Origin of the sequence: Micromonospora sp. C28SCA-DRY-2, from assembly GCF_030519475.1 — a bacterium.
In the GTDB taxonomy this organism is placed as follows: Bacteria; Actinomycetota; Actinomycetes; order Mycobacteriales; family Micromonosporaceae; genus Micromonospora.
The window spans coordinates 392,709-413,362 of sequence record NZ_JAUMKD010000004.1 but is presented as its reverse complement, the minus strand read 5'-3'; the positions used below and the strand labels follow the sequence as shown (position 1 = coordinate 413,362).

The 20,654-nt window shown below is 73.9% G+C and carries 19 protein-coding genes, 1 pseudogene and 1 riboswitch; of the genes and pseudogenes, 11 read left to right on the top strand and 9 right to left on the bottom strand.

All coding sequences use genetic code 11. From position 1 onward, the window contains the following. The first annotated feature begins 40 nt into the window (after nucleotides 1-40). Genes pstS through pstB form a run of 4 tightly spaced genes read left to right on the top strand, consistent with a single transcriptional unit; the run spans nucleotide 41 to nucleotide 4,193 of the window. Nucleotides 41-1,147: a phosphate ABC transporter substrate-binding protein PstS gene (pstS, locus tag Q3W71_RS19515; RefSeq protein ID WP_302920785.1), complete on the top strand. Its 1,107-nt coding sequence runs from the start codon at nucleotides 41-43 to the stop codon at nucleotides 1,145-1,147. Nucleotides 1,148-1,190: 43 nt separating this feature from the next. Beyond that, nucleotides 1,191-2,282 carry a phosphate ABC transporter permease subunit PstC gene (gene pstC, locus Q3W71_RS19510; RefSeq protein WP_302920784.1) on the top strand — a complete coding sequence of 364 codons (1,092 nt, stop codon included), beginning with the start codon at nucleotides 1,191-1,193 and terminating at the stop codon, nucleotides 2,280-2,282. A 25-nt stretch (nucleotides 2,283-2,307) separates the two neighbouring features. Then, nucleotides 2,308-3,396 (top strand): phosphate ABC transporter permease PstA, encoded by a 1,089-nt coding sequence (pstA, locus tag Q3W71_RS19505; protein WP_302920783.1) that lies wholly within the window; start codon nucleotides 2,308-2,310, stop codon nucleotides 3,394-3,396. A gap of 20 nt (nucleotides 3,397-3,416) precedes the next feature. Then, nucleotides 3,417-4,193 (top strand): phosphate ABC transporter ATP-binding protein PstB, encoded by a 777-nt coding sequence (gene pstB, locus Q3W71_RS19500; RefSeq protein WP_302920782.1) that lies wholly within the window; start codon nucleotides 3,417-3,419, stop codon nucleotides 4,191-4,193. Between the two features lie 97 nt (nucleotides 4,194-4,290). Here the strand turns inward: pstB and Q3W71_RS19495 are convergent, their stop codons facing one another. After that, on the bottom strand, nucleotides 4,291-5,124 hold the full coding sequence (locus tag Q3W71_RS19495) for an NUDIX domain-containing protein (RefSeq protein ID WP_302920781.1): 834 nt from the start codon (nucleotides 5,122-5,124) through the stop codon (nucleotides 4,291-4,293). Between the two features lie 71 nt (nucleotides 5,125-5,195). Here Q3W71_RS19495 and Q3W71_RS19490 point away from each other — a divergent pair, with 71 nt between their 5' ends. Then, on the top strand, nucleotides 5,196-6,164 hold the full coding sequence (locus Q3W71_RS19490; RefSeq protein WP_302920780.1) for a Gfo/Idh/MocA family protein: 969 nt from the start codon (nucleotides 5,196-5,198) through the stop codon (nucleotides 6,162-6,164). A gap of 57 nt (nucleotides 6,165-6,221) precedes the next feature. On the opposite strand, the gene Q3W71_RS19485 is transcribed toward Q3W71_RS19490, so the two are convergent. The 3 genes from Q3W71_RS19485 to Q3W71_RS19475 all read right to left on the bottom strand — a co-directional run bounded on the left by Q3W71_RS19485 (nucleotide 6,222) and on the right by Q3W71_RS19475 (nucleotide 9,025). Next, nucleotides 6,222-7,226 carry an inorganic phosphate transporter gene (locus tag Q3W71_RS19485; protein ID WP_302920779.1) on the bottom strand — a complete coding sequence of 335 codons (1,005 nt, stop codon included), beginning with the start codon at nucleotides 7,224-7,226 and terminating at the stop codon, nucleotides 6,222-6,224. 4 nt (nucleotides 7,227-7,230) lie between these two features. Continuing rightward, nucleotides 7,231-7,857, bottom strand: a complete 627-nt coding sequence (locus Q3W71_RS19480) for a DUF47 domain-containing protein (RefSeq protein ID WP_088996260.1) — start codon at nucleotides 7,855-7,857, stop codon at nucleotides 7,231-7,233. 130 nt (nucleotides 7,858-7,987) lie between these two features. Next, nucleotides 7,988-9,025: a PPK2 family polyphosphate kinase gene (locus Q3W71_RS19475; RefSeq protein ID WP_302920778.1), complete on the bottom strand. Its 1,038-nt coding sequence runs from the start codon at nucleotides 9,023-9,025 to the stop codon at nucleotides 7,988-7,990. Between the two features lie 224 nt (nucleotides 9,026-9,249). Here Q3W71_RS19475 and sigJ point away from each other — a divergent pair, with 224 nt between their 5' ends. Beyond that, nucleotides 9,250-10,215, top strand: coding sequence for an RNA polymerase sigma factor SigJ (sigJ, locus tag Q3W71_RS19470; RefSeq protein WP_302920777.1), 966 nt, complete (start codon nucleotides 9,250-9,252; stop codon nucleotides 10,213-10,215). Between the two features lie 15 nt (nucleotides 10,216-10,230). On the opposite strand, the gene Q3W71_RS19465 is transcribed toward sigJ, so the two are convergent. Then, nucleotides 10,231-10,737 carry a DUF402 domain-containing protein gene (locus Q3W71_RS19465; protein ID WP_302920776.1) on the bottom strand — a complete coding sequence of 169 codons (507 nt, stop codon included), beginning with the start codon at nucleotides 10,735-10,737 and terminating at the stop codon, nucleotides 10,231-10,233. A 124-nt stretch (nucleotides 10,738-10,861) separates the two neighbouring features. On the opposite strand from Q3W71_RS19465, the pseudogene Q3W71_RS19460 reads away from it, so the two are divergent. Beyond that, a pseudogene (locus Q3W71_RS19460) lies at nucleotides 10,862-13,081 on the top strand (ATP-dependent DNA helicase); the annotation flags it as partial. Nucleotides 13,082-13,175: 94 nt separating this feature from the next. On the opposite strand, the gene Q3W71_RS19455 reads toward Q3W71_RS19460, so the two are convergent. Continuing rightward, nucleotides 13,176-14,540 carry an AI-2E family transporter gene (locus Q3W71_RS19455; protein WP_368050877.1) on the bottom strand — a complete coding sequence of 455 codons (1,365 nt, stop codon included), beginning with the start codon at nucleotides 14,538-14,540 and terminating at the stop codon, nucleotides 13,176-13,178. A gap of 94 nt (nucleotides 14,541-14,634) precedes the next feature. Here Q3W71_RS19455 and Q3W71_RS19450 point away from each other — a divergent pair, with 94 nt between their 5' ends. Together Q3W71_RS19450 and Q3W71_RS19445 are read left to right on the top strand one after the other, a co-directional pair. Beyond that, nucleotides 14,635-14,973, top strand: coding sequence for a co-chaperone GroES (locus Q3W71_RS19450; RefSeq protein WP_302920773.1), 339 nt, complete (start codon nucleotides 14,635-14,637; stop codon nucleotides 14,971-14,973). A gap of 191 nt (nucleotides 14,974-15,164) precedes the next feature. Then, nucleotides 15,165-15,332 (top strand): hypothetical protein, encoded by a 168-nt coding sequence (locus Q3W71_RS19445; RefSeq protein ID WP_302920772.1) that lies wholly within the window; start codon nucleotides 15,165-15,167, stop codon nucleotides 15,330-15,332. Between the two features lie 58 nt (nucleotides 15,333-15,390). Here the strand turns inward: Q3W71_RS19445 and Q3W71_RS19440 are convergent, their stop codons facing one another. Further along, the gene (locus tag Q3W71_RS19440) at nucleotides 15,391-16,878 is read right to left on the bottom strand and encodes a PrsW family intramembrane metalloprotease (protein WP_302920771.1); all 1,488 of its coding nucleotides are present in this window, start codon (nucleotides 16,876-16,878) and stop codon (nucleotides 15,391-15,393) included. Nucleotides 16,879-16,901: 23 nt separating this feature from the next. Beyond that, a riboswitch (SAM riboswitch) is annotated at nucleotides 16,902-17,023 on the top strand. A 45-nt stretch (nucleotides 17,024-17,068) separates the two neighbouring features. Here Q3W71_RS19440 and Q3W71_RS19435 point away from each other — a divergent pair. Beyond that, the gene (locus tag Q3W71_RS19435; RefSeq protein WP_302920770.1) at nucleotides 17,069-18,328 is read left to right on the top strand and encodes an aminotransferase class V-fold PLP-dependent enzyme; all 1,260 of its coding nucleotides are present in this window, start codon (nucleotides 17,069-17,071) and stop codon (nucleotides 18,326-18,328) included. Between the two features lie 55 nt (nucleotides 18,329-18,383). Here Q3W71_RS19435 and Q3W71_RS19430 read toward each other — a convergent pair whose 3' ends face one another. Next, nucleotides 18,384-19,667 (bottom strand): aromatic acid exporter family protein, encoded by a 1,284-nt coding sequence (locus Q3W71_RS19430; protein ID WP_302920769.1) that lies wholly within the window; start codon nucleotides 19,665-19,667, stop codon nucleotides 18,384-18,386. 46 nt (nucleotides 19,668-19,713) lie between these two features. On the opposite strand from Q3W71_RS19430, the gene Q3W71_RS19425 reads away from it, so the two are divergent. Next, the gene (locus Q3W71_RS19425) at nucleotides 19,714-20,376 is read left to right on the top strand and encodes a metal-dependent phosphohydrolase (RefSeq protein ID WP_302920768.1); all 663 of its coding nucleotides are present in this window, start codon (nucleotides 19,714-19,716) and stop codon (nucleotides 20,374-20,376) included. Here the strand turns inward: Q3W71_RS19425 and Q3W71_RS19420 are convergent. Further along, a complete protein-coding gene (locus Q3W71_RS19420; RefSeq protein WP_302920766.1) occupies nucleotides 20,321-20,632 on the bottom strand; it encodes a DUF4031 domain-containing protein in 312 nt (103 codons plus the stop codon). The two genes, Q3W71_RS19425 and Q3W71_RS19420, sit on opposite strands and share 56 nt — an antisense overlap. Between the last annotated feature and the right edge of the window lie 22 nt (nucleotides 20,633-20,654).

The window sequence follows — 20,654 nt, the reverse complement described above, 5'->3', positions numbered from 1 at the left end:
AGTCCGGGCGCCAAGTCAGACGTGAAGGGAAACCCCTCAGGTGAAGCTCCAGCGGCACGGCACTCTCGCCTGCCTCGCTCTTACCGCGACGCTCGCCCTCAGTGCATGCGGCTCGGACAACAACGAGCCCGCGAGCGGCGCCACCGCCTCCGGGTCGGCCGCCGCCGCCGACTGCGCCACCGGCACGCTGAACGCCCAGGGCTCGTCGGCGCAGAAGAACGCCATGGCCGAGTGGATCAAGGCGTACCAGCAGAAGTGCCAGGGCACCACCATCAACTACGAGCCCTCCGGCTCGGGCGCCGGCATCCAGGCGTTCATCGCCGGCACCGCCGACTTCGCCGGCTCGGACTCCGCCCTGAAGGAGGAGGAGCAGCCGCAGGCGAACGCCAAGTGCGTCGGTGGCCAGGCGATCAACCTCCCGATGGTGATCGGCCCGGTGGCCGTCGCCTACAACCTCAACGGGGTGCAGAACCTCCAGCTCAAGCCCGTCACCCTGGCCAAGATCTTCGCCGGCAAGATCACCAAGTGGGACGACGCCGCGATCAAGGCGGACAACCCCGGGGTGAACCTCCCGGGCACCACCATCCAGACGGTGCACCGCTCGGACTCGTCCGGCACCACCGACAACTTCACCGACTTCCTCAGCAAGACCGCCGAGGCCGAATGGACCTTCGGCAAGGCCAAGGAGTGGAAGGCCCCGGGCGGCACCGGCGCCAAGGGCTCGGACGGCGTGGCCAGCCGGGTCAAGGGTGCCGACGGCACGATCGGCTACATGGAGTGGTCGTTCGCCGAGAACGCCGGGCTGGGCATCGCCAAGATCGGCAACGGCGCCGGCGAGTTCGCCGAGCTGACCGCCGAGTCGGCCGGCAAGACCATCGCCGGCGCCGAGGTGGTCGGCCAGGGCGACGACCTGAAGATGAAGATCGACTACAACACCAAGGAGGCCGGGGCCTACCCGATCGTCCTGGTGACCTACGAGATCGTCTGCTCCAAGGGCCTGGCCGCCGACAAGCTTCCCCTGGTCAAGGGCTTCCTGGGCTACGCGGCCAGCACCGAGGGCCAGGCCGAGCTGACCGAGCTGGGCTACGCCCCGCTGCCGGAGACCGTCCGCACCAAGGTCGAGACCGCGGTCAAGAACATCGCCTGAGCCGACCGACCGACACCACCTCCGCAACCGAAGCGAGCGACAGATGGGTGAATCCCCTCACCGCTCGGCCAACGCCGGCACCGGCGGGACCAACGTGACCGAGAGTCGCGAGTGGCCCGCCGGTGCCTCGGCGCGTGTGGCCGAGGCACCAGTCAGCACCCGTACCCCGGAGGGCCCCGGGCTGGGCGGCGGCGGCGCGTTGCCCCGGGCCCGGGCCTTCGGCGCCGAGCGGGCCTTCCGCGGCCTCACCCTGGCCGCCGGCACGGCCGTCCTGGTCGTCATCGCGGCGATCGCCGTCTTCCTGGTCGCCAAGGCGCTGCCGGCGCTGCGGGCCAACACCGAGAACTTCTGGACCTTCGAGGGCTGGTTCCCGAACGACCCCGAACCGAAGTTCGGTATCGGCGCGCTCGCCTTCGGCACCGTGCTCAGCTCGGTGATCGCGCTGCTGCTGGCCGTCCCGGTGGCGCTGGGCATCGCGCTCTACCTCTCGCACTACGCGCCCCGCCGGGTGGGCACCACGCTCGGCTTCCTGATCGACCTGCTCGCCGCGGTGCCCAGCGTGGTCTTCGGGCTCTGGGGCCGGGACTACTTCTCCGGCCCGGTCGCCGACCTCTCCGCCTGGCTCAACCGGTACTTCGGCTGGATCCCGCTCTTCGGCGGCGACGGCCCGTTCGGCGCCTCGATCCTGCTCGGCGCGCTGGTCCTGGCGATCATGGTGCTGCCGATCATCACCTCGCTCTCCCGCGAGGTGTTCCTGCAGACCCCGACCGCCAACGAGGAGGCCGCGCTCGCCCTGGGCGCGACCCGCTGGGAGATGATCCGCACCGCCGTGCTGCCGTACGGGCGGCCGGGCATCGTCGCCGCGGTGATGCTCGGGCTGGGTCGGGCGCTCGGCGAGACCATCGCCCTGGCGCTCACCCTCGGCATCACCTTCGGCATCTCGGTCAACCTGATCGAGAACGGCGGCAACACCATCGCCGCCAACATCGCCAACGCGTTCGGCGAGGCCAACGACACCGGTCGGGGCGCACTGATCGCCTCCGGCCTGGTCCTCTTCGCCATCACGCTGATCGTCAACATCACCGCGCGGGCGATCATCCACCGCCGCCGCGAGTTCACGGAGTCGGCCGCATGAGAAGCGAGCGAAGCGGAGTGCCGGCATGAGCGCCACCGTCACCACCCACCGTCAGCAGCCGCCGGCCCAGCCGGTCACCCTGCGGGCCAAGCGCCTGCCGCGGTACGTCCCGCCGGCCCTGGCCCTGGCCGCCGTGGTGGTCGCCGCCGCGATCGTGTACGGCGCCGGCATCGGCGGCCCGGTGCTGGTCGTGGTGGTCGGGGCGCTGCTCTACCTGGGCGGGCTCTTCGCCGCCGCGAACGCGGTGGAGGGCCGCCGGTCGGCCCGCGACCGCACCTGGAGCGCGCTGATCCACTCGGCGTTCGTGCTGGCCGTCCTGCCGCTGGCCTCGGTGGTCTGGACGCTGCTCAGCAAGGGCGCCGAGCGGCTGGACGGCAACTTCTTCCTCACCTCGATGAACAACATCGGGGCGCGGGACCCGGAGGGCGGCGCGTACCACGCGATCGTCGGCACGCTCCAGCAGGTCGGCATCGCCACCCTGATCACCGTCCCGCTCGGCATCCTCTGCGCCATCTACGTGGTCGAGTACGGCCGGGGCAAGTTCGCCTTCGCGATCCGCTTCTTCGTCGACGTGATGACCGGCATCCCGTCCATCGTCGCCGGCCTGTTCGTGCTGGCGTTCTGGGTGCTGATCGTCTCGCCGGTGTTCAACGACGGGCGGCCCGGCTTCTCCGGCTTCGCCGCCGCGCTGGCGCTGAGCGTGCTGATGCTGCCCACCGTGGTCCGCTCCACCGAGGAGATGCTGCGTCTCGTCCCGGCGCCGCTGCGCGAGGGGGCGTACGCCCTCGGCGTGCCGAAGTGGAAGACCATCCTGCGGGTCGTGCTGCCGACCGCGCTGCCCGGCATCGTCACCGGCGTGATGCTCGCCATCGCCCGCGCGGCCGGCGAGACCGCGCCGGTGCTGCTGGTCGCCGGCGGCGGGGCGGCGATCAACTTCAACCCGTTCGAGAACAACCAGTCGTCGCTGGCCCTCTTCGTCTACCAGCAGGCCGGCGACGCCTCCCGGTACGCGCCGGCCCGGGCGTGGACCGCGGCACTGACCCTGGTCGCGCTCGTGCTGATCCTGACCATCGCGGCGAAGCTGCTGGCCCGTCGCAACCGGCTCGGCCGATGAACCCCGGAGGTACCACCACCATGGCCAAGCGCATCGAGGCGGAGAACGTCACCGCCTACTACGGCGGCTTCAAGGCGATCGAGAACATCAGCCTGACCGTCGAGCCGAAGACCGTCACCGCCCTGATCGGCCCGTCCGGCTGCGGCAAGTCCACCTTCCTGCGGTCGATCAACCGGATGCACGAGGTGCTCCCCGGTGCCCGCGTCGAGGGCAGCCTGACCATCGACGACCAGGACATCTACCAGCGGGACGTGGACGTCACAGCGGTCCGTCGGATGATCGGCATGGTCTTCCAGCGGCCGAACCCGTTCCCCACCATGAGCATCTTCGACAACGTGGTGGCCGGGCTGCGGCTCAACGGCGTCCGGAAGAAGTCGATCCTGGAGGAGGCGGCGGAGCGGGCGCTCCGCTCGGCGAACCTCTGGGACGAGGTGAAGGACCGGCTCGGCAAGCCCGGTGCCGGCCTCTCCGGCGGTCAGCAGCAGCGGCTCTGCATCGCCCGCACGATCGCCGTCGAGCCGCAGGTGGTGCTGATGGACGAGCCCTGCTCGGCGCTCGACCCGATCTCCACGCTGGCCATCGAGGACCTGATGTTCCAGCTCAAGGACAAGTTCACCATCATCATCGTCACGCACAACATGCAGCAGGCCGCCCGGGTCTCGGACCGGACCGCCTTCTTCTCCATCGAGAAGACCGGCGACCCGGGCCGCCTCATCGAGTACGACAACACCCAGAAGATCTTCAGCAACCCGAGCGTCAAGAAGACCGAGGACTACATCACCGGCCGCTTCGGCTGACACCCCGCCGTCGGCGGCGCGGCCGGCTGTAGTGCCTCCTCGGAAAGAGTGGCCATTCCTCACGGCAATGGCCACTCTTTCCCTGTCGGGGCGAGCCTCAGCCGAGGCGGAAGCGGGGCTGGCCGTGCTCGGGGAGGTCGAGGCGGGGGGTGATCGGGGTGGCGGCGTCCCGGGTGGCGGCCGCCCGGACCACCCCGTCGAGGTCGCCGGCGGCGGCCACCTGGGCGAGGGTGACCAGGGTGGGCGGGAGCATGGTCAGCTCGCCCGCCTCGGCCCGGGCGTGGGCGTCCGCCGGGCGGGCCCACAGCGTCCGGTCGGCCTCGCCGGAGACGTCCCGGGTCCGCTGCCCCTCGGGCAGCAGCGCCACGAAGAAGTACGTGTCGAAGCGGCGCGGCTCGAACTCCGGGGTGATCCACCGGCTCCACGGCAGCAGCAGGTCCGAGCGGAGCGTCAGCCGGCGCTCGGCGAGCAGATCGGCGAAGCCGACCCGGCGCTGCTCCAGGGCGACCCGGGCGGCCTCCCAGTCGTCGCCGCTGACGTCCCCGACCACTGTCGCCGGGTCGGGGCCGGCCAGCAGCACCCCGGCCTCCTCGAAGACCTCCCGGGCCGCGGCGCAGACCACCGCCCGGGCGGCGGCGGGGTCCAGCCCGAGCCGTTCGCCCCACCGGGCCGGGGCCGGACCGGCCCAGCCCGGGTGCGCCTGCGAGTCGGACGGGTCGACGCCGCCGCCCGGGAAGGCGTACATCCCGCCGAAGGCCATCGCGGCGACCCGGCGGATCAGGTAGACCTCGAAGCCGGCGTCGGCCGGGCGGAGCAGCAGTACGGTGGCCGCCACCCGCGGCACCGCGGGGGTGCCGCCCTCGGCGCGGAACCGGCGGGCGTGCTCCACCAGCGCCGGCGGGGCGGCGAAGCCGTCGCTGTCGATCGTCATGCGGCGAGCCTAGTTCCCACCTGCCGGGTGGGCCGCGCCCCGCCCTGTTGATCGTCGCTACGGTTGCCGGCATGACTCGTTGGGGCATCCTGGCCACCGGCCACATCGCCGGCCGCTTCGCCGAAGACCTCCGGCTGGTGCCGGGCGCCGAACTGGTCGCGGTCGGCTCGCGTACCGCCGAGAGCGCGCAGCGGTTCGCCCGCCGGCACGGCGTGCCGCGGGCGTACGGCTCCTGGCCGGAGCTGGCCGCGGACGCCGACCTGGACGTGGTCTACGTGGCCACCCCGCACGCCGCGCACCACCAGGCGGCGCTGACCTGCCTCGCCGCCGGCCGGGCGGTGCTGGTGGAGAAGCCGATCACCCTCGACCTGGCCACCAGCACCGAGCTGGTCGACACCGCGCGGGCCGCCGGGATCTTCCTGATGGAGGCCATGTGGATGCGGACCAACCCGCTCCTGCGGCGGGTCTGCGAGCTGGTCGCCGACGGCGCGATCGGCACGGTGACCAGCGTTCAGGCCGACTTCGGGGTGGCCGGGCCGTTCCCGCCGGAACACCGGATGCGGGCCCGCACCCTGGGCGGCGGCGCGCTGCTGGATCTCGGCGTCTACCCGGTGAGCCTGGCCCACCTGCTGCTCGGCGTCCCGCAGCACGTACGGGCCTGGGCGAAGCTCAGCCCGGAGGGGGTGGACGAGAACACCGGCATCGTGCTCGGCTACGACTCGGGGGCGGTCGCCACGCTCAGCTGCGGCATCACCGGGGTCACCCCGCTGACCGCCGCGATCACCGGCACCACCGGGCGGATCGACCTGCCCGAGCCGTTCTACCGGCCCGGACGGGTGACCCTGCACCGGGCCGGCGCCGAACCGGAGACCATCGACGCGGACCTGGTCGGCGGCGGCTACCAGCACGAGGCGATCGAGGTGCAGCGCTGCCTGGCCGAGGGCCTGCTGGAGAGCCCCCTGGTGCCACACTCGGCCACCCTCGAGGTGATGGCCCTGCTGGACACCATCCGCGCCCAGATCGGCGTCGACTACACCTGACCGCCGGGAAACGCGGAGGGGCCCCGCCGTGCGGCGGGGCCCCTCGACGTCGGCCGGTCAGCTGAACAGCGGACGGGCCAGCAGGTACATCAGCGCGCCGATGGTGCCGGCGGCCGGGAAGGTCAGGATCCACGCGCCGACGATGTTGCCGGCCACGCCCCAGCGCACGGCGGAGAGCCGCTTGGTCGCGCCCACCCCCATGATCGCCGAGGTGATGGTGTGCGTGGTCGAGATCGGGGCACCCAGCACCAGCGCGTTGAAGTAGAGCACCGAGCTGGCCACGGTCTCGGCCGCGAAGCCCTCCGGCGGCTTGAGGTCGATGATCTTCCGACCCAGGGTCCGGATGATCCGCCAACCACCGGCGTACGTGCCGGCGGCCAGCACCGCGGCGGAGGTCCAGAACGCCCACTCCGGGATGTGCGTCGGGTCGTCCTGGTAACCGCCGACGAAGAGGGCGAGCACCACGATGCCGATGGTCTTGGCGGCGTCCTGCATGCCGTGGCCGACCGACATGGCCGCCGCGGACGCGGTCTGCGCCCAGCGGAAGCCCCGGTTGAGCTTGCCCGGGTGCCCCTTCCGGAAGATCCACTGCACCGCGATCATCACGATGTAGCCGAGCAGGAAGCCGACCATCGGCGACAGCACCATCGGGATGATGACGCTCTCCCCGATGCCGGTCCAGAGCACCGTGCCGGAGGCGGCGATGGTCGAGCCGACCAGGCCGCCGATCAGCGCGTGCGAGGACGACGACGGCAGGCCGAAGTACCAGGTGATCAGGTTCCAGACGATGGCGCCGACCACGCCGGCGAAGACGATGCCCAGGCTCGCCGTGCCGGTGGGCAGCTTCACCAGCCCGCTGCCGACGGTCTTGGCCACCTCGGCGCCGAAGTGGGCGCCGATGAAGTTGCCGACGGCCGCCATGGCCAGGGCCACCCGGGGTGTCAGCGCCCGGGTGGAGATGCTGGTCGCGATCGCGTTGGCAGCGTCGTGGAAGCCGTTGGTGTAGTCGAACGCCAGGGCCACCGCGATCACCGCCAGCACGGCGATGAGTTCGGGACTCACAGGATCAGGACTCCTTGACCGCGATGGTCTCGACGGTGTTGGCCACGTGCTCGAAGGCGTCGCAGGCGGCCTCCAGCTCGTCGGCGACCTCCTTCATCTTCAGCACGGTCAGCGCGTCGTACTCGCCGGAGAAGAGCCGGACGAGCAGCATCCGGTACGCCTGGTCGCCGTCGTTCTCCAGCCGGTTGCACTCGATCCAGTAGTCCTCGAGGTCCTTCATCGACTTCAGCCGGGGCATCGCCTCGGCGGTCAGCTTGGCCTGCTGGTCGAGGACGTTGACCAGCTCGTGCATCTCGCGCGGCAGCGACGGGAGCTTGGTCAGCCCGTAGAGGTAGAGCAGGTTGCCGACCGCCTCCAGGTGGTCCATCACGTCGTCCAGCAGCGAGCCGAGCCGGTAGATGTCCTCCCGGTCGAACGGGGTGATGAAGGTGGAGTTGATCTTCTTGTACAGCTCGTGGGTGATCTGGTCGCTGTCGTGCTCCACCTCGGTGAGCCGCTCGCTGACCGACTGCACCTCGACCCCGGGCAGAGCCAGCTCGTTGAGCAGCTCGGTACCCCGCACCAGGTTCTGCGCGGCCCTGGTGAAGAGCTCGTAGAAGGCGCCCTCGTTCGGGCGGAAGGAAAACTTCACAGCACGGACCTCGTCGTGTCGGTGGAAGGGTGGCGGCCGCCCCCAAGGGGTGCCCGCCTGGGAATGCTAGGAAACGGCAGAACCGCGAATACGGCGGCCCACCCCTGGCCAGGCCGCATTCATCGCTCGTTCACCTACTGTTCACCTGCGACGATCTCTCAGGTCCCAGCAGCCGCTCCCGTTCGTGCCGCAGGTCGAAACCGGCTGGCGGATACCCGAGTTGGAGTGTGTCGAACGTCTCCCGGAGCAGGTGCGCCAACGCCCAGTCCCGGTACCACTTGCGGTCCGCCGGCAGCACGTACCAGGGCGCGGCCGGGGTGCCGCAGCGGCTCAGCGCCTCGGCGTACGCGGCCTGGTAGTCGGCCCAGCGGGCCCGGGCGTCGACGTCGGCGGGATCGTACTTCCAGTGCTTGCGCGGGTCGGCCAGCCGGGCCAGCAACCGCTCGCCCTGCTCCCCGTACGAGATGTGCAGCAGCACCTTGACCAGGACCACGCCGGAATCCGCCAGCTCCCGTTCGAAGGCGTTGATCTCGTCGTACCGGGCCTGCCAGACCGGCTCCGGCACCAGCGACTCGACCCGGGCGACCAGCACGTCCTCGTAGTGCGAGCGGTTGAAGATCCCGACGTACCCGGGCGGCGGCAGCGCGCGGCGGATCCGCCACAGGAAGTCGTGCCGGAGTTCCTCGGCGGTGGGCGCCCCGAAGGAGCGGATGTGCAGGCCCAGCGGGTTCATCGCGCCGGCGACCCGCTTGATCGCGCCGTCCTTGCCGCCGGAGTCCATCGCCTGGAGCACCAGCAGCACCCGCTGCCCGGCGCCCCCGGCCGGCCGCTCCCCCGCCGCGCCCGGCTCGACCGCCCGGTCGCCCTCGCGCCGAGCACCGTCGGGACGCGCGGGACCGGCCGGGTCGCCGTCACCGGCCGCCGAGCGGGCCTTGGCGGTGGCGAAGAGCATCTCCTGCTGCCGGCCCAGCTCCGCGCCGACCAGCTCCAGCTGGGCGCGGGCCCAGCCCTTGCGGTGTTCCCCGGTCACCTCCGGCCCGGGCAGCCCCGGCGTGGACCGCGGATCGATCGATCCCAGCTCGACCGGCCCGCCCGGCGGCACCCGCAGCAACTCCCGCAGCCGTCCGCCCACCGGCGGCACGACCCCGGTCTCGACACCCGCGCTCATCCCCGGATCATCACCCACCCCCGCCGATCCCGCCCGTCGAGCGGTCCGCCCCCGACCCCGTGCACTCGCGGCTGTACCGGCGGAAAGCCGTCCTCTCCGGTGCGGGCGACCGGCCGATCGACCCGTTCGCCCGCGGGCGCGTCACAATCCGGGTGCGGCGCGCGTCCCCGCGGGCGGGAGAATGTGTGTTGGTCGGGCGGTGCCGGCCTTGGGAGGGGGCGGCGGTGCGGGACCTGGCGACGGAGTTCGAGGCCGAACGCGGGCGGCTGCTGGCGGTCGCGTACCGGATGCTGGGCAGCCAGAGCGAGGCCGAGGACGCCGTGCAGGAGACCTGGCTGCGGTACGCGGGAGCGCTCGCCGACCCGGCGGCCCGCGCCGAGATCGACAACCTCCGCGGCTGGCTCACCACCACCTGCGCCCGGATCTGCCTCGACGTGCTCCGCTCCGCCCGGGTCCGCCGGGAGGCGTACCACGGCCAGTGGCTGCCCGAGCCGGTGGTGACCCCACTCGACCAGGCGCCCCGCGCCGACGGTTACGCCCCGGACCCGGCCGAGCGGGCCGTCCGCACCGACCTGGTCGGCATCGCCCTCCAGGTGGTGCTGGAGCGCCTCGGGCCGGAGCAGCGGGTGGCCTTCGTGCTGCACGACGTGTTCGCCGTCCCGTTCTCCCGGATCGCCGACGTGCTCGGCACCAGCGAGGCGGCCGCCCGCCAGCTGGCCTCCCGGGCCCGGCGGGCGGTGAACGCGCCGGACGTGCCCCGGCACACGGCGGACCCCGCCGAGCAGCGGCGGGTGCTCGCCGCGTTCGTGGCCGCCGCCGAGTCGGGTGAGCTGGCCGAGCTGGTCCGGCTGCTCGCCCCCGACGTGGTGCTGATCGGCGACAGCGGCGGGCACTTCCCGGCGGCCCGCCAGCCGGTGCGCGGCGTGGCGAAGGTCGCCCGGTTCACCCTCGGCCTCTTCGGCCGCGCCGGTCGTTACGCCGGCACCCTGCGGGCCCGCCCGGTGCTGGTCGACGGGGTGCTCGGGCTGCACCTGGAGACGGTGCACTCCGACGGCCGGCCGATCCGGCTGATCAGCGCGGTCACGGTGCACGACGGCCGGGTGACCGGGATCTTCAACCAGCTCAACCCGGAGAAGGTGGCGCACCTGCCGCCGCTCGGCGCGCAGGACGCCTGGCCGCCCCGCTGGTGACGCCGGCCGCCGGGCTCAGACCACCAGGGCGAGCCACTTGCGGTACGAGGTGGCGAACGGCTCGGTGCCGTCGCCGAGCGCGCCGAAGAGCCAGCGTGCGGCGGCCTCCGCCTCGGTGACCACCTCCTCCGGGTAGCCGAACCGGACCCGGTGCTCGGCGAACTCGTCCTCGTCGCGCAGCTCGACCGCCCCGGTGGCGCGTCGGCGGACCACGTCGAGGTCGAGGTCGATCAGGTGGACGGTGTCGTCGTTCTCCCAGCGGGCCGGGCTGGCGATGTCGCAGTAGACCTCGCTGGTGCGCGGGGGCGGGTTGAACATGCCGGTCCACCAGGCGTGGTGCGGCACCAGCAGCACGAACGGGATCTGCTCCACCGACGGCCGGCCGTGGTAGACGGACTTCGTGCCGGCGGTCACCCCGAGCCAGACGCCGAGATCGTCCTCGGTCAGCCGACGGGCCGGGTAGTCGCGGTGGGCGCTGCCGTCGTACTTGCGGTAGATCACGCGGACCACGTCGCTCGGCATGAGTCGCACCCTAACCGATTCCACCCAGGGGCCGCCGCACGGGAAGTAACCGGGCGCCCCCGGAGAGTCCGTACCGTTACCTCGCCACGGGCGGAGCCCGCCGGCCGCTGTCGGCGCGGCCCGGTACCGTCGCACGGTGATCCCGCCCCGTACCGCCGCCGGTTCCGCCGTCCCGTCGACCCGCGCCGGCGGTCGGCGCCGGGGCGAGCGGCCGAGCGCCGCGGAGCTGCTCGCGGCGGCGGTGGGCGCGGTGCCCGGCGGCGCCGCCCGGCCGGGCCAGCAGCAGATGGTGGCGGCGATCGAGGAGTGCGTGGCGGCCCGCGAGCACCTGCTGGTGCAGGCCGGCACCGGCACCGGCAAGTCGCTGGCCTACCTGGCGCCGGCGCTCACCGTGGACGGGCCGGTGGTGGTCTCCACCGCGACCCTGGCGTTGCAGTCCCAGCTGGTCGACCACGACCTGCCCCGGCTGGCGGACGCGGTCACCCCGCTGCTCGGCCGGCGGCCCACCTTCGCGGTGCTCAAGGGGCGGCACCACTACCTCTGCCTGGCCCGGCTCGACAACTCCACCGAGGAGGAGCCGGAGGACACCCTCTTCGACGCCCCGGCGGCCCGGCCCGGCGGCGGCACCAGATGGCTGGGCGAGGCGGGGCGGCTGGGCAAGCAGGTCCAGCGGCTGCGCGACTGGGCGGCGGAGACCGACACCGGCGACCGCGACGAGCTGGACCCTGGCGTCGACGACCAGGCCTGGCGGCTGGTCTCGATGCCGGCCCGGGAGTGCGTCGGGGCGTCCCGCTGTTCGTTCGGCGCCGAGTGCTTCGCCGAGGCGTCCCGGGCCCGGGCCCGGGAGGCGGACATCGTGGTCACCAACCACAGCCTGCTCGCGGTGGACATGCTCGCCGGCCGGCAGATCGTGCCGCCACACAAGCTGCTCGTCGTCGACGAGGCGCACGAGCTGGCCGACCGGGTCTCCTCCGCGGCCCAGGCCGAGCTGGTGCCGGAGCTGATCGACCGGTCCGCGCGCCGGGCCCGCCCGCTGCTGCGGCCGGAGACGGCCGAGGCGCTCACCGCGGCCGGCGACGCGCTGGCGGTCGGGCTCGCCGAGGCACCCGCCGGCCGGATCACCACCGGCCTGCCCGGCCCGCTGCGCGAGGCGTGCACCCTGCTCGACGCGGCCACCCGCGCGGCGCTCGACGCGATCGGCGACATCAAGGCCGACGACCCCGACCCGGTCCGCAAGCAGCAGGCCAAGGCCGTGCTCGACGAGCTCGCCGACACCGCGCAGCGGCTGCTGGAGGAGGCCGACCACGACGTCGCCTGGGTGGAGAAGAACGACAACACCGGGCGCCGGGCGCTGGTGGTCGCGCCGCTCTCGGTCGCCGGCACCCTCGCCACCCACCTGTACTCCGACCGCACGGTGGTCGCCACCTCGGCCACACTGACGCTGGGCGGCCGGTTCGACACGGTGGCCCGGTCCCTCGGCCTGGAGGCCCCACCGCCGTCACCACCGTCGCCGGCCGCCGCCGCCCTCGCCGCCTCGACCGGGCGCGCCGGCGGGGCGGGCGCGGCACGGTCGGGGGCGGCCGACGGCGGAAGGGGCGGCGCACCCGGTGCGACCGCCGACGCGACGGCCGGCGACGCATCGGGAACGGCCGGCGGCGCGGTGGCCGGCGGGCCGGGCTGGCGGGCGTTGGACGTCGGTTCGCCGTTCGACTACGCCCGGCAGGGCATCCTCTACGTCGCCGCGCACCTGCCCCGGCCCAGCGTCTCCGGGCTGCCCGAGGCGGCCGGCGAGGAGCTGCTCGCGCTGGTCGGCGCGCTCGGCGGGCGTACGCTCGGGCTCTTCTCCTCCCGGCGGGCCGCGCAGCAGGCGGCGGAGCTGGTCCGGGCGCGGACCGACCTGCCGGTGCTGTTGCAGGGCGAGGAGTCGCTGCCGCTGCTGGTCCGCCGGTTCCGCGAGGAGCGCTCCAGCTGCCTGTTCGGGGTGATGTCGCTCTGGCAGGGGGTGGACGTGCCGGGCGACTCGTGCCAGCTCGTGGTCATCGACCGGCTGCCCTTCCCCCGCCCGGACGAACCGCTGGCCGCCGCCCGGGCCGCCGCCGTGGACGCCAGCGGCGGGTCCGGCTTCGCCGCGGTCAGCGTGCCGATCGCCGCCGTCCGGCTGGCGCAGGGCGTGGGCCGGCTGATCCGGGCCACCGGCGACCGGGGCGTGGTGGCGGTGCTCGACTCGCGGCTGGAGACCGCCCGCGGCTACGGCCCGTTCCTCCGCCGCTCGCTGCCGCCGTTCTGGTACACCACCCGCTCCGACGTCGCCCGCGGCGCCCTCGAACGCCTCGCCAAGTCCTGACCCCGCGCCCCAGAACCCGCACCGACAGAGAACGAGTGGCCTTCCGAGCCGGAGAGGCCACTCGTTCTCTGTACGTGCGCGGATCTTCGAGGGGTCAGGGGGCTTGGGAGGCGACCACCACGGCGTCGGGTGGGGTGTCCGGGACGGTGCGGGCGGCGAGCCGGCGGACCGCGGTGTTCAGCACGGCGATCAGCGGCACCGAGACGAGCGCGCCGGTGATCCCGGCGAGGACCACCCCGGCGGCGATGCCGATGATCACGGCGAGCGGGTGGATGGCCACCGCCCGGCCCATGATCAGCGGCTGGAGCACGTGCCCCTCCAGTTGCTGCACGCCGATCACCGCGCCGAGGATGATCAGCGCGGTCACCGGGCCGCTGTCGACCAGGGCGACCAGCACCGCGACGCCGCCGGAGAGGGTGGCACCGACGATCGGGATGAACGCGCCGAGGAAGACCAGCGCGGCGAGCGGGAAGGCGAACGGGATGTCGAAGATGACCAGGAAGATGCCGATGCCGACCGCGTCGATGAAGGCCACCAGCACCGTCGCCCGTACGTAGGCGACCAGGGTCGACCAGGCCGCGCGGCCGGCGTCGTCGACCTTCCAGCGCGCCGCCACCGGCAGCAGCCGGACCAGGAACCGCCAGATCCGGTTGCCGTCGCGGAGGAAGAAGAAGGTGGCGAAGAGCACCAGCAGGGTGCCGGTGAGCACCTCAGCCAGGGTGGCCGCGGTGGAGAGCGCGCCGCTGGTGAACTTCTCGGTGTTGTTGTTGATCCACTGCTGCCCCTCGTCGATGTAGCGGTCGAGTTGACCGTCGGAGAGGTGCAGCGGCCCGGTCTTCAACCAGTTCTGGATCTGCCGGACGCCCTCCGAGGACTTCTCGCTGAGCTCCGGCACGCCCTGGATGAACTCGTTCACCACCAGGGTGAGCGTGCCGATCACCGCGGCCAGGCCGCCGACCAGCACCACGGCGGTCGCCAGCGACCGGGGCAGGCGGGCCCGCAGCAACCAGCCCACCGCCGGCGCGAGGAGCGCGGAGAGCAGCAGGGCGACGGCGAGCGGGATGATCACGATCCGGATGGTGCCGACGATCTTCAGCAGCGCCCAGGCCACCACGCCGATCACGATCAGCCGCCAGGACCAGGCGGCGGCGATCCGCAGCGCGTGCGGCACGTCCGCGTCGTCGCGGCTGGACGTGGAGTTGTGCATGGCGGCCGGTGGCTCCGCCCCGACCACCGTCGCCGTCACCGGGGCCGTCGGCCCCGGGGAGGCCGGGGTGGCCACCTCGGCCGGCTCGGGAACCGCCGCGGACCTGTTCCGGCCGGAGCGCACCGATTCGCGTCCCGACTCGTACGCGCGACGCAGCCGTCCGCGTACCCGCTCGAAGCGGCTCAAGCGCACCTCCTGGCATGAGAACCGGCCCGTCCACGGTGTCAGGTCGCACAGGATACGCCTGACCACGTCACCGTAGGGCAGTTCCGCCACCCAGTGCCCCGGTGCCGGGCGGCCTAACCACCGGGCCGCCGGCCGACCCGGACACGGTAGCGTCTGCGGCGTGACCGCCGACAAGAATCTCGACTCCGGCCTGCCGATCCGGCTGCTGCACGACCGGGTGCTGGTGCGCATGGAGGGCGGCGAGGGCGAGCGCCGCTCCACCGCCGGCATCGTGATCCCGGCGACGGCCGCCGTGGGCAAGCGCCTGGCCTGGGCGACCGCGGTCGGGGTGGGGCCGAACGTCCGCTCCATCGTCTCCGGTGACCGGGTGCTCTTCGACCCCGACGACCGCTCCGAGGTCGAACTGCACGGCCGCGGCTACGTGCTGCTGCGCGAGCGCGACGTGCACGCCGTCGCCGCCGAGCGGGTGGAGAACGACTCCACCGGTCTCTACCTCTGATCCGCCCCACGACCACCCGCCACCCGGTCCGCCACCCCGCCTGACGCGGCCGCGGCCCCGGTCCCGCACCGAGCCCGCCCGGTGCGCCGCCCCGGCCGACATCGGCCGGGGCCGGCCGCTGGCGTGGCCGGCCTCGTTTGCACCGCTCCCCGCCGGGAAGCCAGCCGCACCACCGGCCCTGGGGAGGGACGATGCCGGAACTGGTGAAGAAGGTGTTGCTCTGGGGCTTCGTCGCGTTCCTGATCTACTTCATGGCGTTCCGGCCGGAGGGCGCGGCGGAGATGTTCAAGTCGATCGGGGCCGGGCTGATGGCCATGTTCCAGGGCTTCGGCGACTTCCTCACCAGCCTGATGACCTGACCGGCCCGGGCGCCGCCACGGTGCCGCGCCGGGGCGGGCGCCGGGCGGGGCCCCGGCGTCAGGGATGCCCGGGCGGCCAGGGCGCGGCCGGGCGCGGGCCGGGCCAGCCGTAGCCGGCCGGGAAGACCGGCGGCGGTGGCGGCGGGGCCAGCACCACCGGGATCGGCACCACCGGCTCGTCCGGCGCCTCCACCGGCCGCTGGGAACCGTCCGGGAAGCGCAGGTGGTAGCGACGCCCGTCCCAGACCCCGGCCGGCGCCTGTGGATCCCTCCCCACGAAGAACGACCGGTACGCGGTGATCGCGTCCAGCAGCTCCCGTTCCTCCCGCGCTGTCCGTTCCCTGTCCGCCGGCCGGCGGTCCAGGCCGCGCAGCGCGCCGTCGCGCAGCAGCGCCAACCGGGTCGCCGCGAACTGGTAGCCGCGCATCGCCTTCACCCCGGCGTCGCCGCCCACCCGGCGGGCCCACACCCGGGCCGCGTGCCGGCGCCCGAGGCTGCTCAGCGCGGCCACCTCGGGCGGGGTGAGCCAGCCGGCCCGGACGTAGTCGGGCAGGGTGCGCTCGGTGAGCCGCCCCTCCCAGGCGCGCAGCCACACCGCCAGCCCGACCATGCCGAAGAAGATCGGCACCATCACGCCGATGAAGCCGTACAGCATGATCAGCGCCTGCCCGGTGGCCTGGGTGAGGGTCGGCAGCAGGTTCCAGGTGCCGTGCAGCATCATCGCCAGCAGCAGGCCGGCGACCGGGGCGAGGAAGCGGACCCGCCGGTCTGCCGTCCGTGCGGCGATGCCCAGGCCGACCCCGGTCATCGAGGTGAACAGCGGGTGGGCGAAGCCGAAGAGCAGGATCCGGACGATGAAGATCGCGATCACCTGCTGCGCGCCGGTCGCCGGGCCGTACCGGTCCACGCCCGACGCGTAGCCGTAGCCGCCCAGGTAGAGGATGTTCTCCACCATGGCGAAACCGACCGCCGAGAGCCCGCAGTAGACCAGGCCGTCGGTGATCCCGGACCACTCCCGGCGCCGGAACACCAGCAGCAGGATCGGCCCGAGCGCCTTGGTCAACTCCTCGATGAACGGCGCGACGAGCACCGCGGTGAGCGCGGTCGGCAGGCCCATCTCGGCGAACACGCCGGCGGCGAACCCGTTGACCTCCAGCGAGGCGGCGGTGGAGACGAACGCTCCCCAGGCGAAACAGAAGACCAGGTACTTCAGCGGTTCCGGTTCGTACCGGTCGAGCCAGAGGAAGCAGGCGACCAGCACCGGGACCGGCAGGATCGCCGCGGCCACGCCGATCAGCAGCGCCTCGACGCCGAGCTCGTCGTTCAACTCGGACACCATGTAGATCGCACAGGCGGCGATCAGCAGGAACACCGCGATCAGCACGAGAACCCGTCGCCAGCCCAGCCGACGGGCCGGCATCGCGGGGGCGCCGCCGGGCGCGACGGCGACGGCGGGCGCGGTGGGCGACGGCGGTGGGGGTCCGCCGGGCGGGGTGTCGGCCATGCGGTCAGCGTAGTCACCCCCGGCCCGCTGTTCCGGGCGCATCGGCGGCCGCTATGCTGCGGACAGGTCACGAGCGCCAGCGTCAAGCCCCGGCTTGCTGGCCGGCAACCCTCGTCGAGGTTCGCGGTGGGGTGCCCCGGGTGATGACCGGGCCCGGCCCGATCCGCGCGCCGGGCAAGCGCGGACCCCGCCCTGCGCCCGCCCCGGGGTCCCTGGACCCGGAGGTCGTGCCATGACCGTCACCCTCGTACCCCCGTCGCACCGCACCCCCACCGCGCCCCCGGCCGGGCTCGACGTGCTCGGCGTGCCCGGCGAGATCAACCTGGACTACGCGGCCACCGCGCCGTGCGCGCGGGCCGCGGCCGACGCGGTGGCCGAGCTGCTTCCGTGGTACGCCAGCGTGCACCGCGGCGCCGGAGCGCTGTCGCGGCGCTGCACGCTCGCCTACGAGCGGGCCCGGCAGACCGTCGGCGACTTCTTCGGCGCCCGCGCCGACGACCACGTGGTCTTCACCCGCAACACCACCGACGCGCTGAACCTGCTGGCCCGGGCACTGCCGGCCGGCACCACGGTGGTCACCTTCGCCGGCGAGCACCACGCCAACCTGCTGCCCTGGCCGCGCGGCTCGGTCCGGCTGCCGGTGCCCGCCTCCCCGGGCGAGGCGGTACGCGCGCTGGACGCCGCGCTCGCCGAGCTGCGCCGCGACGGCAGCCCGGGGGTGCCGGTGCTGGTCGCGGTGACCGGGGCGAGCAACGTGACCGGGGAACGCTGGCCGGTGGCCGAGCTGGCCCGGGTGGCCCGCCGGCACCACGCCCGGATCGCCGTGGACGTCGCGCAGCTCGCCCCGCACGCCCCGGTCGACCTGCTCGCCCTCGACGTGGACTACCTCGCCGTCTCCGGGCACAAGCTGTACGCGCCGTTCGGCGCCGGCGCGCTGATCGGCCGGGGCGACTGGCTGGACGCCGCACCGCCGTACCTGGCCGGCGGGGGCGCGACCAGCCACGTCGGAGCGGCCACCCACGACGTCCGGTGGGCGACCGGCCCGGCCCGGCACGAGGGGGGCACCCCGAACCTGCTCGGCGCGGTGGCCCTGGCGGCGGTCTGCGCGGCGCTCGACGGCGCCGACCGGGCCGCGCTGCACGACCAGGAGCAGGAGCTGCTGGCCCGGCTCCGGGACGGCATCGCGGCGCTGCCGCACGTGGTGGAGCTGCGCACCTTCGGGCCGGACGCGCCGCGGGTGGGCATCGTGTCGTTCGTGGTGGCCGGCCGGGACTCGTCGGCGGTGGCGGCGGAGTTGGCCCGCGAGCACCGCATCGGCGTCCGGGACGGGCTGTTCTGCGCCCACCCGCTGGCCCGCCGGCTGCTCACCGAGGCGGCGAACCGCAGCGGCCGGCGCGACCTGCCTCCGACCGCGCTGCGGGCCAGCATCGGCCTGGGCAGCACCGCCGAGCAGGTGGAGACGCTGCTCGCCGCGCTGGCCGCCCTCGGCTGACCGGGCCGCGGTGGCGGGCGCCGGTCGCGGCGGACGGCGTGCGGGGCCGGGCGGGTCAGCCCACCGGCGGGGCGGTCGGCGGTTTCGGGGCGGTCTCCGGCGCGCTCTCGCCGCGGGGCCGCTCCAGGTCGCCGAAGGACTGCCGGACCAGCCGGTTCGCGTCCTCCTGGCTGATCCCGGAGGCCACCATCAGGTCGCTGGCGGTGGTACGCACCTGGGCGACCACCACGCTGCCGGAGAAGCCGACGCCCTGGGCGTACGCCCGGCCGGCCTCGCTGACCGCGCGCAGCGAGCGTTCCCGGGCCTGCTGCGGCTCCTCGCCGACGGCGAACTCGTGCTTGAGCAGCCGGACCGACTCGGCGAGGTGGGCGATCGCGTCCGGCATCGGCTCCGGCACCGGCTCCTCGTCCTCGATCAGGGTGACCGCCCGGCGGATCAGCGTGCCGCTGTTGCGCATCGCCCGGTCGATCGGGTCGGCCGCCTCGGCGTAGTGGGTGAGCTCGTCGCGCCGGTGCCAGCGGGCCGGCGACAGGGTCACGGTCTCCCGCGCGCCCTCGATCGCCTCGGTGAAGGTGGCCAACTCCTCCTTGTTGTCGCGCAGCCGCTCCAGTGCCCGCTGGACCGCGTCCCGGTCCCGTTCGCGCAGCCCCTGGGCCGCCGCGTCCAACTGGTCTGCCAGCAGGTCCAGCGCCGGTCGGGCGGCGCGGTTGATCACCCGTAGCGGGTTGAGCGGGAGCAGGACCGCGGTCACCAGCAGGGCGATGCCGCCGCCGACGAAGGCGTCCACGAACCGGGGGATCTCCAGGTTCTCGGTGGACGGGGTCAGGGTGACGATCAGCACGGCGGTGGCGGCGGCCTGGATGACGATCCCCACGCTCGCGCCGGCGAAGACGGTCAGGATGACGGCCAGCGTGACCACCAGTCCGAGCTGCCACGGTCCGGTGCCGACGAAGTAGATCAGGACGTCGCCGAGGAAGACGCCGATCGCCACCCCGATGATCAGCTCCACGGTCCGGCGGAACCGCTGCCCCACCGAGACGGCGAGCGTGCCCACCGCGGAGATCGGCGCGAAGACCGGCTGCGGGTTGCCGAGCAGCTCGTGCGCCGCCAGCCAGGACAGTCCGGCGGCCACCCCGGCCTGCAACGCCAGCCCCATCGCCAGGCGCACCCGGTGCAGCCGGTCGTGCAGGGTGGCCTTGCTGCGCTGCCGCAGCTCCCGGGTGGCCTCCTCGACCCGCGGGAAGTCGGGTTCCTCTCTCCTCCGGTGCAGCACGACCCGGCGCAGCAGCGAGCGGGTGCGGTACCGGGACAGCGGCATGGCCGGGACTACCCGCACCACCGCGGGTGAATCCTCGCCTTCGGCGATCTGCGGCAGACTCGTCCGGGTGGTGGAACTGATCGACCGGTGGCGGCGGGCGGCCCGGGAGGCCGGGGCGCCCGACGGGGCGGCCCTGACCACGGCCGGGGAGGAGCTGCTGGCCCGCTGGCGGGAGCCGCACCGGCACTACCACACGCCACGGCACCTGACCGCGGTGCTGGACGTGGTGGACGCGTACGCGCCGCTGGCCCGCCGGCCGGACCTGGTCCGGCTGGCCGCCTGGTGCCACGACGCGGTCTACGACCCCCGGGCGGCCGGGGACGCCAACGAACGGGACAGCGCCGCGCTGGCCGGGACCCTGCTCACCGGGCTCGGGGTGCCGGCCGCCGCGGTGGCCGAGGTCCGCCGGCTGGTGCTGCTCACCGCCGGGCACGCGGTGGACCCGGCCGACGCCGACGGGGCCCTGCTCTGCGACGCCGACCTGGCCGTGCTGGCCGCGCCGAGGCCAGCGTACGACCGGTACGCCGCCGCCGTCCGCCGGGAGTACGGGCACGTGCCGGAGCCGGCGTTCCGGGCCGGACGGGCCCGGGTGCTGGCCGGCCTGCTGGCCCTGCCGGCGCTGTTCCGGCTGCCCCCGCTGGCCCGGCGCTGGGAGGCCGTCGCCCGGGCCAACCTCACCCGCGAGCTGGCCGCGCTGACCGGGCCGGCGCCCGATCGGGAGCCGACCTGACCAGGTGCTTCGGCCGGCGCAGGCCGGCCGAACGGAGCAGCCGGACCAGCTCCCGGCTCGGCACCACCCGGGCGCCCAGCCAGACCGCCGCCGGGAACCGTTCGGCCGGGATGTCGTAGTGGTCCCGGTCGAAGCCGCGGCGCGGCACGCCCAGCATCTCGGCGAAGGCGTGCAGCTCGGCCAGGGAGACGTCGCTGATCAGGTGCGACCATAGCCGCCCCCGCCACGGCCAGCCGGGCTGGTCCAGATAGAGCATGGCGGCAAATCTAGCCCGACCC

Coding starts and splice junctions, on each gene's coding strand:
- pstC (WP_302920784.1), top strand. CDS start 1,191: ATGGGTGAATCCCCTCACCGCTCGGCCAACGCCGGCACCGGCGGGACC.
- pstA (WP_302920783.1), top strand. CDS start 2,308: ATGAGCGCCACCGTCACCACCCACCGTCAGCAGCCGCCGGCCCAGCCG.
- pstB (WP_302920782.1), top strand. CDS start 3,417: ATGGCCAAGCGCATCGAGGCGGAGAACGTCACCGCCTACTACGGCGGC.
- Q3W71_RS19495 (WP_302920781.1), bottom strand. CDS start 5,124: ATGACGATCGACAGCGACGGCTTCGCCGCCCCGCCGGCGCTGGTGGAG.
- Q3W71_RS19490 (WP_302920780.1), top strand. CDS start 5,196: ATGACTCGTTGGGGCATCCTGGCCACCGGCCACATCGCCGGCCGCTTC.
- Q3W71_RS19475 (WP_302920778.1), bottom strand. CDS start 9,025: ATGAGCGCGGGTGTCGAGACCGGGGTCGTGCCGCCGGTGGGCGGACGG.
- Q3W71_RS19465 (WP_302920776.1), bottom strand. CDS start 10,737: ATGCCGAGCGACGTGGTCCGCGTGATCTACCGCAAGTACGACGGCAGC.
- Q3W71_RS19445 (WP_302920772.1), top strand. CDS start 15,165: ATGCCGGAACTGGTGAAGAAGGTGTTGCTCTGGGGCTTCGTCGCGTTC.
- Q3W71_RS19440 (WP_302920771.1), bottom strand. CDS start 16,878: ATGCGCCCGGAACAGCGGGCCGGGGGTGACTACGCTGACCGCATGGCC.
- Q3W71_RS19435 (WP_302920770.1), top strand. CDS start 17,069: ATGACCGTCACCCTCGTACCCCCGTCGCACCGCACCCCCACCGCGCCC.
- Q3W71_RS19420 (WP_302920766.1), bottom strand. CDS start 20,632: ATGCTCTATCTGGACCAGCCCGGCTGGCCGTGGCGGGGGCGGCTATGG.